Source organism: Paenibacillus sp. 32O-W (assembly GCF_007679495.1).
GTDB lineage: Bacteria > Bacillota > Bacilli > Paenibacillales > NBRC-103111 > Paenibacillus_L > Paenibacillus_L residui.
In genome coordinates, this window is the sequence record NZ_VEGP01000068.1 from 17,121 (window position 1) to 31,527 (window position 14,407).

The 14,407-nt window shown below is 49.8% G+C and carries 14 protein-coding genes; 10 read left to right on the top strand and 4 right to left on the bottom strand.

Annotated features, from left to right (window positions below):
• Positions 1–72: 72 nt before the first annotated feature.
• The 4 genes from FS806_RS20895 to FS806_RS20910 are packed head-to-tail and all read left to right on the top strand — an operon-like array spanning position 73 to position 3,163.
• The gene (locus tag FS806_RS20895) at positions 73–681 is read left to right on the top strand and encodes a QueT transporter family protein (protein WP_144940499.1); all 609 of its coding nucleotides are present in this window, start codon (positions 73–75) and stop codon (positions 679–681) included.
• Positions 674–1,510, top strand: a complete 837-nt coding sequence (locus FS806_RS20900; RefSeq protein WP_144940501.1) for an energy-coupling factor ABC transporter ATP-binding protein — start codon at positions 674–676, stop codon at positions 1,508–1,510. Before FS806_RS20895 ends, FS806_RS20900 begins: the two co-directional genes overlap by 8 nt.
• Positions 1,507–2,328 (top strand): energy-coupling factor ABC transporter ATP-binding protein, encoded by an 822-nt coding sequence (locus FS806_RS20905; protein ID WP_144940503.1) that lies wholly within the window; start codon positions 1,507–1,509, stop codon positions 2,326–2,328. Before FS806_RS20900 ends, FS806_RS20905 begins: the two co-directional genes overlap by 4 nt.
• Positions 2,321–3,163 (top strand): energy-coupling factor transporter transmembrane component T family protein, encoded by an 843-nt coding sequence (locus tag FS806_RS20910; protein WP_260982201.1) that lies wholly within the window; start codon positions 2,321–2,323, stop codon positions 3,161–3,163. The genes FS806_RS20905 and FS806_RS20910 overlap by 8 nt, the downstream gene beginning before the upstream one ends.
• Positions 3,164–3,245: 82 nt before the next feature.
• Here FS806_RS20910 and FS806_RS20915 read toward each other — a convergent pair whose 3' ends face one another.
• Complete coding sequence (locus FS806_RS20915; protein ID WP_260982202.1) at positions 3,246–3,383, bottom strand: HAD family hydrolase; 138 nt, start codon at positions 3,381–3,383, stop codon at positions 3,246–3,248.
• Positions 3,384–3,729: 346 nt separating this feature from the next.
• Between FS806_RS20915 and FS806_RS20920 the strand changes: the two genes are divergently transcribed.
• From FS806_RS20920 to FS806_RS20930, 3 genes are read left to right on the top strand one after another with little or no spacing between them, the layout of a single operon-like run.
• Positions 3,730–4,443 (top strand): phosphatase PAP2 family protein, encoded by a 714-nt coding sequence (locus tag FS806_RS20920; protein WP_186328469.1) that lies wholly within the window; start codon positions 3,730–3,732, stop codon positions 4,441–4,443.
• Complete coding sequence (locus tag FS806_RS20925) at positions 4,398–5,093, top strand: response regulator transcription factor (RefSeq protein WP_144940507.1); 696 nt, start codon at positions 4,398–4,400, stop codon at positions 5,091–5,093. Before FS806_RS20920 ends, FS806_RS20925 begins: the two co-directional genes overlap by 46 nt.
• Complete coding sequence (locus FS806_RS20930; RefSeq protein WP_260982203.1) at positions 5,083–6,600, top strand: sensor histidine kinase; 1,518 nt, start codon at positions 5,083–5,085, stop codon at positions 6,598–6,600. Before FS806_RS20925 ends, FS806_RS20930 begins: the two co-directional genes overlap by 11 nt.
• 170 nt (positions 6,601–6,770) lie before the next feature.
• On the opposite strand, the gene FS806_RS20935 is transcribed toward FS806_RS20930, so the two are convergent.
• Positions 6,771–7,622: a sugar phosphate isomerase/epimerase family protein gene (locus FS806_RS20935; protein WP_144940509.1), complete on the bottom strand. Its 852-nt coding sequence runs from the start codon at positions 7,620–7,622 to the stop codon at positions 6,771–6,773.
• 281 nt (positions 7,623–7,903) lie between these two features.
• On the opposite strand from FS806_RS20935, the gene FS806_RS20940 reads away from it, so the two are divergent.
• Together FS806_RS20940 and FS806_RS20945 are read left to right on the top strand one after the other, a co-directional pair.
• Positions 7,904–8,806 (top strand): LysR family transcriptional regulator, encoded by a 903-nt coding sequence (locus FS806_RS20940; RefSeq protein ID WP_144940511.1) that lies wholly within the window; start codon positions 7,904–7,906, stop codon positions 8,804–8,806.
• 93 nt (positions 8,807–8,899) lie between these two features.
• Positions 8,900–9,706: a histidinol-phosphatase gene (locus tag FS806_RS20945; protein ID WP_144940513.1), complete on the top strand. Its 807-nt coding sequence runs from the start codon at positions 8,900–8,902 to the stop codon at positions 9,704–9,706.
• A gap of 417 nt (positions 9,707–10,123) precedes the next feature.
• Here FS806_RS20945 and FS806_RS20950 read toward each other — a convergent pair whose 3' ends face one another.
• Positions 10,124–11,968 (bottom strand): ABC transporter ATP-binding protein, encoded by a 1,845-nt coding sequence (locus FS806_RS20950; RefSeq protein ID WP_144940515.1) that lies wholly within the window; start codon positions 11,966–11,968, stop codon positions 10,124–10,126.
• Positions 11,949–13,691, bottom strand: coding sequence for an ABC transporter ATP-binding protein (locus FS806_RS20955; RefSeq protein ID WP_144940518.1), 1,743 nt, complete (start codon positions 13,689–13,691; stop codon positions 11,949–11,951). The genes FS806_RS20950 and FS806_RS20955 overlap by 20 nt, the downstream gene beginning before the upstream one ends.
• A gap of 293 nt (positions 13,692–13,984) precedes the next feature.
• On the opposite strand from FS806_RS20955, the gene FS806_RS20960 reads away from it, so the two are divergent.
• The gene (locus tag FS806_RS20960) at positions 13,985–14,362 is read left to right on the top strand and encodes a BlaI/MecI/CopY family transcriptional regulator (RefSeq protein ID WP_260982204.1); all 378 of its coding nucleotides are present in this window, start codon (positions 13,985–13,987) and stop codon (positions 14,360–14,362) included.
• Positions 14,363–14,407: the final 45 nt, after the last annotated feature.

The following is a 14,407-nucleotide window of genomic DNA, read 5'->3' on the forward strand; positions in this document are numbered from 1 at the left end:
TTGCCAGCCAGACTGGATAGGTTTAAGATTGATAGAGACATCAAAACTATTGCTTAATCAGGAGGTCCTGCCATGTTCGCTGCCATATTCCGGCGGAAATGGACAACCGTAGACTATGTGCTGGTCGTCGTACTCGCTGCATTATACGCGGTTGCTCTCATGACGCTGGCGAACATTAAATTGATTCCTTCCGTTCCGGTTCGTCCGGCCAACGCCCTACAACCGGTATTCGGAATGCTGTTTGGATTGCCCGGCTGCCTGGGTCTCGCCTTCGGCAATCTCATTAACGATCTGATCATAGGCGATCCGCTGCCGCATAAGCTGATCGTCGGTTTTATCATTAACTTTCTGGGCGGTTTTCTCGGGTTGTTGTTCGTCAGCCATCCCCTTCTGAAAACCATACGAAGCGTCGTTGAATATTATTTCTTCGTGGTCATACTCGCTTCAGGTATCATAGCCGGATCGATCTGGGTGAATGTGCTTCTCGGCTTTACTCCCGTTGAGATTGCCACTGCCTTCACGCCGATTGTGTTTGCTAACCAGGCTATCGCCACCGGAGTGCTTGGTCCGGTGCTGCTGAGACTGCTCCATCCTTTCGTCAAGAGAGCCGGCCTATACCGCGGTCTGCCCATTCGGACCTCCGGATCGACAGTAAATAATCAAGGAGTCAACAATGCGTGAGGAGAAACCGATTCTTGAACTCGAAGATGTTTCCTGGCGTTATGAGGACCGCAGCCATCCGGCTTTGAACGGGATCCATCTGCGAGTCCGCCGGGGAGAGGTCGTAGGGGTGACCGGACCGTCCGGAGCCGGTAAAACGACGCTTCTTCTCGCCCTAAGCGGTCTGATTCCCTCCAATTACGAAGGGGAATTCTCGGGAACCCGCCTGGCGGAAGGGGAGATCGGAATCGTCTTCCAGGACCCCGAGACTCAATTCATCGGTTTGACGGTGGAGGAAGAGATCGCTTTTCCGTTGGAAAATCGGGGATACCGCGATGAAGATATCGATCGGATCATTCCAAGAGTGCTGGAGCGGGTCCGTTTGTCCGGATTTGAACGGCGCTCTCCTTTCGATTTGTCGGGAGGGGAGAAGCAGAGGGTGGCCATCGCCTCCGCATTGGCGGTTTCACCACCCATTCTCATCCTGGACGAGCCGACCTCCGAGCTTGATCCGTTAGGCGCCAGAGAGGTTTTTGCACTGCTGCAGCAGTTGAAGCTGGAGCGGGAAATGACGATTATCGTATCGTCTCATGCAACGGAGGAGCTGGCTCAATTCTGCGACCGAATGATTCTGCTGGGCAACGGGGCTATTACCGTGGATGCCCCGACCGGAGAGTTCTTCGCTATGCCCGAGCTGCTTGAGGCTTCCGGCATCTACGTCCCGGATCTAATCAGCTTCCATCACGGGCTTCGGAGACAAGAGAGCGTACCGGTTACGCCCCCCTTATCCGTAGAAGAAGCGGTCCGCTGGTACCGGTCGCTCCGGGCAAAGGAGGGATCGGGCGTATGACAGCCATCCTTCGCTTCGAGCATGTTCATTATCAATATCACCCGGGCCGGCCCGTGCTGAAAGATATCCATTTCTCGGTAAGGCGTGGGGAATCGGTTGCGGTGATCGGCGGCAACGGCTCAGGTAAGACAACGCTGGCCAAGCATTGCAACGGCTTGTACAAGCCGACCTCCGGCAAAGTGTATGTAGATGGACGGGACACGGCTTCAATGGCTATTTCCGATTTATCTTCCACGGTGTCTTACTGCTACCAGAACCCGGATCACCAAATTTTTCAATCCACCATTTGGGATGAGGTCGCCTTCGGGCCCCGAAATCTCGGGCTGTCGGAAGAGGAAGTGGAGAACCGGGTAACCGAAGCTCTGACTGCCGTCGGATTGAATGAAGCACGCGCGGAAGAGCCTTATTTTGCCGGCAAAGGGGAACGGCAGAAGATTGCCGTCGCCTCCGTGCTTGCCATGAAGCCGCAGTTGATTGTGCTCGATGAGCCTACCACCGGTCTCGATCACCGCGGCGTCACGGACATGATGTCGCTCATCGAACAGTTAAACCAAGAGGGACACACTATCCTGATGGTAACCCACGATATGCGTCTTGTTGCCCGCTATGCCCATCGCGTCATCGTCCTCCGGCAGGGAGTGATTATAGAGGATGGCAGTACGGAAGAGGTATTCGCCAAGCCGGATGTTCTGGCTGAAGCGCAGGTAGAGCCTCCATCGGTAACCCGGTTTGCGCTGGGCTGCGGATGGTCCAGTCCTCTCCCGCTCACCCTGGAGGGTTTACAACAGCGTGCGGCAAAGGAAGATGAACATGAGTAACTCTGTACATTCTGCAGTACCGTCAATTGCGCCAAGTTCCCGAACAATGGCGGGAATGCATCCCAGCGCCAAGCTGCTTCTATTTCTTCTGGCCGGCAGCCTGGCCTTGATCTTTCAAGATCCCCGATATTTGGCCGGTGTAGCTCTGCTTCACCTGCTGCTCGTGTCCCGAATCGGCTGGACGCGTTCGCTCTTCCGGACCTTTCTTATTCTGGGGGGCATTTCCTCCGTCTTCACTGCAGTTTCCTGGCTGCTGTTTGTCCGGGCGGGAAACGCATATTGGGAAGGCACGATCCCTTGGATCGGATACGCGATTCAGATAACGGAAACGGGAATATTATGGTCGATAGGCATGGGATTGCGTATCGCTACCCTTGTGATGCTGTCGGTATTCTATTTATTTACAACCTCTCCGCGGGAAATGGCCATGGCCTTGAAAGGAATCGGCCTTCCATTCTCCATCGGCTTCCTGATCTCGCTCATCTTTCGCTTCATCCCCCTCGTCAAGAATGATCTGGCGACGATCCGGGAAGCGCAGATGGTCCGGGGGGTCCGATGGGATCGTGGCAGCCTGTTCACCAAGCTGAAGGCATATGCGGCCTTGATCATTCCCTTGATCTTTACCTCGTTAAAGAGAGTTCAGCTTATCGCCAACGCTCTGGATTCCAAGGGCTTTCAAATCCGAAACCGCAAACATCGGTATTATCGGATGCCCCGCTGGAAAGGACAAGAAATCGCCTGGATTGTGATCAGTGCTTGCCTTGTAGGTCTCTGCCTGTATTTGGCGCGCCTGAGCCCGAATATGTACGGCATTCTTATTCCTACCCGAATCTAAGAAAAAGCCTCCGATACCCTAGCTAGAAGGGTCGAAGGCTTTTTTCCTTTTTGTTAAGCGGCAGTCGTTCGCCATTCACAGATCACTCCAGGCCGAATATATACCTCTGGATTAGGACGGCTACGCCATCCTCGGTATTCGCCGGGGCAACAGTATCCGCGACTCTTTTCACTTCCTCCTGCGCGTTGCCCATAGCTGCGCCCAAATCAGCTTTCTTCAAATAATGGAAACTAATTGTCGGGAAGAATCGTCTAACAGAGTAGGAGTCATTGAGGGATGCAAGCAATGACTGATCGAAATGTGCCGGTTGCCGGTTTTATTAAGCGCCGACGGCGGCATAAGATGAATCGAATGAGGTTAAGATCGGCGGGGACAGCAGCCCGGGACATTCTTCGGGAAGCGTATTTACGCTGAGTCAAGCCCCTGTATACCAAATAACTCTCGTTCAAAGCACTTAGACACTATTAAGGTTTTTTTAAGACTATTCCCTATTCTGTCTTAAGAAATGATTCCTATAATGAACAAGGAGATCCAAAATAAATAAATAAATAAAGGGGGACCTGAATTTGCAGCTTCCATTGGAAAGGCCTTCGGCTCGCCGGCAGCAAGGATGGCTTCGCAGCAACTTCAAGCCGCTTCTGCTGCTGCTGACCATTCCGCTGTTGAACATCGTCTACCCGCTGCTTAATCATCCTGGGCGCGGAGTGACTTATTTGACAACGGCATTGGACCATCGCATTCCATTCTTGAAAATATTCGTGTTGCCTTATATCGCGTGGTATGCTTTTATTATTTTCGTCCTTGTATTATTATGTGCGAAGGACCGGATGACCTATTTCCGGACGCTGGGTTCCTTTCATATCGGACTTATCGTTTGCTATATTATTTTTTATTTCTACCAAACGGCGGCCCCCCGCCCGGAGCTAACCGGAGATGATTGGTTAACCGCTTTGGTCCGGTTCATCTATTGGTCGGATCAGCCGTTCAACTGTCTTCCAAGCATTCATGTGCTGACGAGCTATCTGGTCATGAGGGGATTGCTGGCAAGCTCGATTCGGGGCTTCGGGTTGCGGCTGTTTACTATCGTTACCGCGGTGCTTATTATTTTATCGACGCTGTTTATTAAACAGCATGTAATATTGGATGTGTTCGCAGGCATTCTGCTGGGTGAATTGGCTTTCGTCCTGAGCCAGGCCATCATTCAGCAGGTCCTGAACGGAAGGAGCAAGCATGTATGGCAAAAGAAACAATACTCCTTGTCGACGATGAAAAAGAAATAGTTGATCTGCTGGAAATTTATTTAAAAAATGACGGTTATCAGCTTCTTAAAGCCTATAACGGCCTGGAAGCATTGAACATATTAGAGTCCCATGTTGTCGATCTCATTATTCTGGATATCATGATGCCCAAGATGGACGGCATTCAGGCCTGTCTGAAAATCCGCGAGCAGAGGAACATGCCGATTATCATGTTGTCGGCGAAGAGCCAGGACATGGACAAGATCACGGGCCTCAGCATGGGAGCGGACGATTATGTGACGAAGCCGTTCAATCCGCTTGAGCTTATGGCGCGGGTCAAATCCCAGCTCAGACGCTACAACAGGCTGAACACCCCCTCCGCTGCCAAGGCAGAGGAGATAGAGATCGATGATCTTACCATCAATGTAGCTACCCATGAGGTCAAAGTCGACGGACGTGAGGTCAAGCTTACTCCGCGGGAATTTTCCATTCTGGAGCTGCTGGCCAGAAACCGGGGCATGGTCTTCAGTATTGAGAAAATATACGAGCGGGTTTGGAAGGAAGCTTTCTTTGAGTCGGAAAATACGGTGATGGTGCATATTCGAAAAATAAGGGAGAAAATCGAGGACAATCCCCGAAAGCCCCGATTTATAAAGACAGTGTGGGGGGTCGGCTATAAAATTGAAAATTAAATTCACGCCGTTCAAATGGCTTGGCCGGATTTTTCCTTTTAATTGGATCGGGGACATCTTCCGCTTCTCCTTTAAAATGCTGATCCAGGGCGTCAATAAAGTTCAGGAGAGCATCCGGCTGCAGTTGATCGTCACCTTCGTCATTTGTCTTCTCGTCTCGATGCTCACTTACAGCCTGAGCGCTACCTTTTTCGACCAGTATAATAAAGTTGCCCGGATTGATTATACCGAGGGCAAGGCAGAGATTGAAAGAGAGGCAAGAAGTATCGTTACCCGGCTGCAATATAAGCTTTCGGGAATATCTGAGGATGAAGTCAAGCCCATTATAGAGGATATGGTCCAATACAGCTCCTATAAAATGCTGATCCTATCTCTTGACGGGAAAGTGCTGTATAAGACCCCCAATACAACGGAAACCCAAGTCGACGTTCACCACCTCATCTCCAATGCGATGAATGAACGTATTTATAACGATAATACTTCGAAGGAATTCATCTCCTTTTTTCCGATTGATTTGGTTAGCGAGAAGGCTTATCTGGTAGTAAGCGGGATTCCGCGCCCGCAAATTGAATATGACCCGGGTTCCAGTCCGATTCCGCTAATAGCCGCAGTTGCCGCATTCATAGGTTTGTTCTACTGGCTGACGAAACGAAAGATGAAGGACGTGGAGGAGCTTGCCCAGGGGCTGCTGGAAATCTCCAAGGGCAATCTGGATTACAGGGTCCCGCATAAGTCCTCCGATGAACTGGGCTCGCTGGCGGACAACATCAACCACATGGCGAAGGAACTGCAGCGAACGATTGAGGAAGAAAGGCTGGCGGAGCGCACCAAGAACGAACTCATTACGAATGTCTCCCATGATCTGCGCACTCCCCTCACTCTCATTATCGGCTATTTGCGGCTGCTTAAAGATAAAAATTATGAGAACGAAAGGCAAGCGGAGACTTATCTGAATATCGCCGCCAGCAAATCGGAAAAGTTAAAGGGACTGATTGACGACCTGTTTGAATACACGAAGCTGTCCAATCACGGAGTCAGCCTCGCCAAGGAAAGGGTCTGCCTGAATGAATTGATCGAACAGCTTCTGGAAGAAACGGTCAGCTATGCGGAAGAGAACGAGCTTGTGCTGGAACGTCATCTTCCCGCTGAGAAGCTTATGGCGCATATCGACGCGGACAAAATCATCCGGGTGTTCGAAAATTTACTGACCAACGCCATTAAATACAGCTCCAAGCCCGGTGTGGTGTCTGTCCGTTTGACCAGAGAAGAAGGATATGCTCATATATGTGTCATCAATAATGGAGACCCCATTCCGGAAGATGAGCTGGACAAGCTGTTCGAAAGATTCTACCGCATTGACGCTTCGAGAACGTCCTCGACCGGAGGCTCGGGACTCGGACTGGCCATCGCCAAGAGCATTGTGGAAAACCATGACGGCAAAATCTGGGCCGAAACCGTAGGCCGCGAGATCCGCTTCTGCGTTCGCCTTGAACTGATTGACAGTTAATGATGTACTGTCGCAGGCTTTACCCCAACCATTGAAATGTAAGCTCAAAAAGATGTACTTTTGCAGGCTTTGCAGTGCACCCAGCCAACCTTATAGCCTGATATGCATCGGACAGACTCCCAGGTGGTGCTTGAAAAATCGGAAACCGTCCTAAAGAGACAGCCCCTTGCTCATAGTTCATCCCATAGTTTGTTTAAATATTCAAGGGATTGCGGGATGGTCCATGAAGGATTCTGTTCCGGTGCACATTCCAACGAAGCTTCTCCTGCGTAACCGGACCGTTTAAGTGTTCCCAGCAATTGTTTGAAATCGGCGCCTTTCTCCACAAGAGGACAGCCCGGCAGTCTCCGGTCCCGATCGGCGAGATGAACATGCGCCAGCAGCCCCATCTCCACGGCTTCTTCCAGGATGTCGTATTCCTCTCTCTGCATCAGCATATGGTAGGAATCCGCCGCGACACGAATATGGGGCAAATAGAGACCGGCGGCCAGTTCGATCGCTTCCTCCACCCATTTGATCCAGTTGCATTCCTTACGATTAAGCGGTTCAATCGCCACGATTAACTCATGCTTCGCCGCGTGTGCTTCACATTGATGAAGGAAGGCTTCGAATTGCTCCACTGCGGTTTCTTTATCGAAGCCTTGCGGGATATTTCGGGCCTGCCCCGCGCCCAGAATCACCGTTCCGGCTCCTAATCGCGCAGCCCGAAGCAAGGCGGACTCCAGATAGGCTTCCGTCTGCTCCGGGTTCACCTCCGGTCCCGTAAGCGGCAGGCCGGGTCTGATCATAGAATTCACCACCGGACAAGAAAGACCGGAAGCTTTCACCAGAGAAACCGCTTCTTCAAATTCCGGCTCCGCCAGTGCAGTGAACGGGCTTAACGGCAGTTCCACCCTATCCATGCCGAAGCCAGCGGCCTCCTCCAATTTGGCCTGCAGCCGGGCCATCCATTCCTTCATCCCTCCCGCCTCGAAGTTCCCTTGCCCGGGATAATCCAGCGCAATACATAAACCGAATTTCATTTATTTGTCCACCTCTTTCACATAATCTCTATCTTATTACAAGTCAGCTGATTACGCCAAATCTCTTTCGAGGTCCCCCCTCCCCTGTAAGGAATTCCCTCTGCAAATGAGTTTTTGTTCTACAGATATTTAAAAAGATTGATGACCTTTTCATTCTCCTTTATAATAAAATTGTTGAAAAATAATATTTATTTATCAGATAATAACGATAATAAACAATTATTGAATGATCCCCTCGACTCTTTGGAACGCTAACTTTGGACAGGAGGACGAAGAGCGGAATGAATATCAATCAATTGGAGACTTTAATTACTATTTCGCAGACGATGAGTTTTCGCAAAGCTGGAGAAATCCTGAATTTGACCCAGCCTGCTGTTTCCGCTCAGATCAAGAGTTTGGAGGACGAGTTTAAGACGGTGCTGATCGACCGGAATCAACCGGTCACCTTAACGGACAGCGGCCAGGTTTTTCTCGAGCATGCTTATAAAATTTTACGAACCGTCGAGGAGCTTAAGCAGAAGCTGTCGGATTTGGAGCATAAGCCCCAAGGTCATATTAATTTGGGGACGACCACCTCCATAGCTGTGCAAATCCTGCCGAGGGTGCTCTCCTACTTCCAGGACCAATATCCGCTTATCAAAACAACTATTCATTCCATGCCCACCTCGCAAATATTGTCCAGTGTCGAAAGCGGCGCCATAGATATAGGTATCGCTTATCTGTTTGACAAAAACCCCGGGCTGGAAACCTCCATTCTCTATTACGATACTTTCGAATTAGTGGTATCCCCTGATCACCCATTGGCTAAATCTTCTCATGCCTCTGTCGAATCTCTTGACCGACTGCCTTTTATTATGCTGTCTCCAGACACTGCCGTTCGCAGATTTGTGGACCAGCTGATCCGAAAGCTGAATATTCATCCGCAGATTGTCATGGAGCTGTCCAGCAGCGAAGAGGTTAAGCGGATGGTGGAGTTGAATCTGGGAGCGGCGATTATTTCCAAAATGTCGATTTCCAACGAAATTCGGCTGGGCACACTTAAAATGGTTAATATCAGTGAGCTGGAAACTCCTCATCCGGTCGGAGTCATCTATAAATCCGGACGCTACTTAAGCTCAGCTATCAAACAATTCTTGAACGATTTAAAAGGGATGCCGGAAACTCATTTCATCGGCTCGGAATAAACCATCTCCATGACAAATATTAACCCTACATTCCGAGTACTTGGCAGGTTCTCGAACTTATAAATTCTAAATGTAGACCGAAGGAGGCGCGACATGAAATTCGATTTGCATACCCACCACGAAAGATGCGGACATGCGGAAGGCTCTATTCGCGATTACATTGAAGCGGCTATAGAAGGAGGACTGAACGTCATAGGCATTTCCGACCACTCTCCTTATTTCGGCAGAGAGGAGGATCATGCGGAGCCTTACATTGCCATGGCCAAAAGCGAGTTCTCCCATTATATCTCCGAGGTGCTCAGGCTGAAGGAGGAATATAAAGACCGGATTGAAATTCTGCTCGGAGTTGAGTCCGACTTCTTCCCGGAGCACGCCGACCTTTACCGGCAAATCTATGAGCAGTATCCGTTCGATTACATTATAGGAAGCGTGCATCAAACCGGAGGCGTCAGCATTTTCAACCGCAACCGGTGGAAGAAGCTTGACGATGTGCAGAAAATTAAGGCTAAGGAAGAATATTACCGTCTGATCCTGCAATCCGCCCGAAGCGGCATGTTTCAGATTCTGGGACATATCGATGCCATGAAAGGTTTTTATCCGCAGTTTTCCCAGCTTCCGACCAAGGCTGTAGAGGAAACCTTGAAGGTCATCGGGGATGTCGGAGTCGCTATCGAAATTAATACTTCCGGCAAAACGAAAGATTGCGGAGGATGGTACCCTTCCGACGACATTCTGGAACGGGCGCTATATTATGGTGTTCCGGTCACCTTCGGTTCCGATGCCCATATCCCGTCGCGCATAGGCGATGAATGGGAGCTGGTTCAGAGAAAGCTCCGGGAAATCGGTTATAAGGAATGGGTCTTCTTCCGTCAGAAGCAGCCGGTCTCGGTCCCGCTGTGAGGACGCGTGCGTTGCGGCGCTGTATGAAGGTTGGTCGGACTTATTGATGCCATAACTGTTGTCTTATAGAAGTCCCGCGACCAAAAGAACGAAGACCTGCAGATGTGCAGGTCTTTAGAAGGATTTAAGCTGAAGTCGGCGAAAGACATGCAAAAGTGCAGGTGAATTGGCGATTTTGCCGATTTTCCGCTTTTGCTGGAGAAAGAAACTGCAGATTTGTCCGTCTTTCCCGTGATTTGCCGAATCTCCGCTAAAAGACCTGCACTTTTGCTCTTCTTTGGGGCAGGACCTCCAAAATCACTTGGTAAGCCTCCCCCTATTTGTTCAATTCCCGAACCGTTCTTTAGCCATTTGCCCGGTTTTTCCCGGCACTTTCATTTCCAACCGGCAGCCTGATTACTTGGTCACCTCTGCTCGCTATTCATCGCTGCCGAAGGTGACCAGCCGGTTATGCAGCTCATAATAAAACCCTCGACGCCGGAGAAGCTCTTCATGCGATCCGGCTTCTGTAATTTTGCCGTCCTGCAGCACCAGAATCCGGTCCGCCTTCTGAATCGTATTCAGCCTATGGGCAATGACGAAGCTCGTTCTCCCCTTCATCAGCCTCTGCAGAGCATCTTGAATTTTGACTTCCGTAACCGTATCTATACTGCTCGTAGCCTCATCCAGGATGAGAATGACCGGATTTGCCAAAATAGCGCGCGCAATGGACAGAAGCTGCTTCTGCCCTTGGCTGATTCCGCCGCCGCCCGGCTTAAGGACCGTATCGTATTGATTTCGCATTTTCATAATAAAGGAGTGGGCGTCAGCCATTTTGGCCGCTTCCTCCACTTCCTCGTCGGTCGCATCCAGCCTTCCGTAGCGGATATTCTCGCGAATCGTTCCCTGGAAAAGGAAAGAATCCTGAAGGACGAAGGCCATCTGCTTCCGCAGGTCGGCCCGATGAACTTTCTTGATATCAATCCCATCCACCGTTATAACCCCGCTATCCGTATCGTAAAACCGGGACAGCAGGTTGATAAGAGTCGTTTTGCCCGCACCGGTAGGGCCGACCAGAGCGATCGTCTCCCCGGGGGCCGCATGAAAGCTGACATTAGAGATGGTTTCCCCGCCCTTGTCATAGGCAAAGGATACGTTCGAGAAATTCACCTCTCCCCGAAGCTCGGTGAGCCGCACGGACCCGGCCGTCTCCTTCTCCTCCGCCTCTTCGTCCAGAATATCGAAGACTCTTTCCGCCCCGGCAACGGCAGACAGAAGGGTATTGAATTGGTTCGCCAGATCGTTAAGCGGCCGGGTGAACTGCCTGGAGTACTCCACGAATACGATAATGGCCCCGATCGTGATCAAATTTTTAAGAGCCAGAATGCCCCCCACTCCGGCAATCATCGCAAAGCTCAAATTATTCAGTACGTTCATCACCTTCGGGATGAACCCGGTGAAGGTCTGCGCCCAGAAGGCCGATCTGCGTATACGTTCATTCTTCTCCTTGAATTCGGCAATGACTCTCTTCTCCTGCGAGAACATCTTGACAATCCGCTGGCCGGAGATGGTTTCCTCGATGTGGCCGTTAAGATCGCCGAGATTCTTCTGCTGTTCCTTGAAGAGCCTGCCCGTTCTCTTCGTGATCCATTTCGTTCCGTAAACCATAGCGGGAACGACTAGGAACGTAAGTAAAGTCAGCAGCGGACTGAGCCACAACATAACGGAAACCGCTCCGATTAACGTCAATAAACTGGAAAAAATCTGGATGAACGAACTGTTCAGGGTGGAGCTTACATTTTCTATATCATTGGTTACCCGGCTCATCAGCTCGCCGTGCTGTCTCTTGTCGAAGAAAGATATGGGCAGCTTGTGTAGATGTTCAAACAGTTGGGAACGCATAGAGAAAACGGTCGATTGCGCGATCCCGATCATCCAATAGTTCTGGAGCCATACCGTAACGGATTGCAGGACGTAGATACAGGCCAATCCCAGCAAACTGTACAGGAGTCCGCTGGAGTTCTGCAGCACGATGTAGTTATCCACCGTTCTGCCTACCAGAAAAGGACCCAGCAAGGTCAGCCCCGAGCTGGCTATGACCATTAGAAGCACAAGATACAATTTCGCCTTGCTGCGGGACAAATAACCCCATATTCTTCGCAATGTAGCGGACCAGTTCCTCGCTCTTGGTTTAACTTTGGAAGAGACGGGCTGGTTGGGACTTGCTTCCCGACCCATGGCTGTTCTTGGATACTGGAAGGGCCTAATCAATTCCTTGAGCATGCTTCGACCGCTCCTCTCCGAATTGGGATTGATAGATACGCCGGTACAGGGAGGAATGTTCCCACAGCTCCTCATGGCTGCCCTTGGCCAGCAGCTTCCCGTCTTCCAGGAGCATGATTGTATCTGCTGACAATGCCGCCGTCATTTTCTGGGTGATCATGAACAGTGTGCACGGATACTCTCGTAACGCAGCCAGCAGCTTTGCCTCTGTCTTGGTATCCAGAGCGCTCGTACTGTCATCGAGCATGACGATTTTCGGCTTGCGCACCAATGCTCTGGCAATCGACAGACGCTGTCTCTGTCCACCGGACAGGTTGACTCCTTTTTGCCCCAGCATCGTATCGTATTGATTGGGGAGCCTCATAATCGTCTCATGAATTTGGGCTCTTCTCGCCGCCTCCACTATCTCATCCATAGTGGCATCTGCCTTGCCCCATGCTATATTTTCCTTAACGGTACCGGTAAACAACAGCGCTTCCTGTGGAACAAAGCCTATTTGCTGCCGCAGCTGCTCCATGGTCAAACGGCGTATATCCGTGTCATCTATGTAGATAGCTCCCCCGGTAACGTCATAAAGCCTGGGAATCAGCTGAAACAAAGACGATTTACCGGAACCGGTTGCTCCCATGATCGCCACGGTCTCCCCCGGCTTGACCTCAAACGAAATGTTATGTAAAGTCGGAGCGGCCGACTCCGGATACTGAAACGAGACGGAATCAAAGACAACCCTGCCTTCACCAATTTCGCCAAAGGAACGGCTGCCTTCTCCATCGACCAGGTCGCCATCGCTGTCCAGCACCTCGGTAATCCGCGAGGCGGATGCCTTGGCCCGGGAAAAATTCATAATGATCATAGTAAACATCGACAACGCCATCGTCATTCTTGTGGCATAGTTAATAATAGCGACCACTTCACCCACACTGGCGCCCGAGGTTTGAACCTGCATACTGCCCACCCATAGAATGGCCATTATACAAACATTCATAAGCAGCAGCACGAAAGGCATCGTTGCTTCCGTGAACCGAAGCACGGACATCGTCTTATCCTTCAGCTCCTGGCTTGTGCCTGCAAATCGTTTAATTTCGTGGTTTTGCCGAAGAAACGCTTTAATCAGCCTCATCCCGGCCAAATTTTCCTGAATGACGCTGTTTACTGCGTCCAGCTTCTGCTGCACCGAACGGAACAGCTTCCCTGCTTTATTCATTGCCCAGAACAAAAAAACAAGCAAAACCGGGACCGCCAACAAAAGTAACAGCGCAAGCCGGGCATGGACAATAAACGACATGATAAGCCCGCCCACAACCAGCAGAGGTGAGCGCAGCATGATCCGCAAGCACATAAACACCGTATTCTGCACCTGGGTCACATCGTTGGTCAATCTGGTAATCAAGGAAGAGGCCGGGAACCGGTTAAAATTGGCGAAAGAAAACGATTGCACTTTTTCATACAGCTTCTCCCGTACGTCGAAGCCAAAGCTTTGGCTCACATGCGAGGCATAGAAGGAATTGATAATTCCGCTAACAAAAGCAAGAATGGAGCAGCCGACCAGTACCCCACCCCATTGGATAACAACCGATAAATTTTGCTGGCTGATCCCGTCGTCAATAATTTTGGAAATCAGAAAGGGCTGCAGCAGCTCCACCATCAATTCGGTGAACATCAAGAGCAGCGCAACAGTGACAGCTATCCGATATGGCTTCAAGAAAGACAGTATCTTCGTCATACGCCTTCCGTCCTCCCTCCAACGTACTGTCATCATCCATCGGTAAAGATTCCTCCATTCATCCCACCCGATATTCTGTAAAGAATGCAAATGAAATTACACATCTTTATTAAATATAGTATATTTTTAACTTTTCCGATAGGGCATGACTAATGCTTAAGACAGAGATCGTATTTTTCTCAAAGTAATTATCAAAGATATTTATCCTTGACCCCATTAGATTACATGTGTAATATTAACTTTAGACTACTAGTGTAATCACATTACGAAGGGAGTGTCTTATCATTTCACGAATATCCTCATCCGAATGGGAAATTATGAAAAATCTTTGGAGTGCAAAAAAACCTCTTACGGCTAATGAAATTATCCAATCCTTAAAGGATCACACAAACTGGAGTCCAAAAACAATAAGAACATTGATTGGAAGGCTCGTTCAAAAAAACGTTATCGGCATAGACCACACTGGCCCATCATACAAATATTATCCGTTAATTACAGAAGAAGAAGGTACGAAATTAGAGACCCACAGCTTTTTAGCTAAAATGCGAGGGATTTCTATAAAGCCCATTTTGGTTCAATTCTTGGACGAGCAAAAGTTATCTAAGGAAGATATTATGGAATTAAAGAACCTCCTCGAAAAAAAGTCCAGCGGTAAGATGTCAAGCCCCTGATTCATGAGAATTGGAAATTTACTTTAAGGAACAGGTCAATGAGTC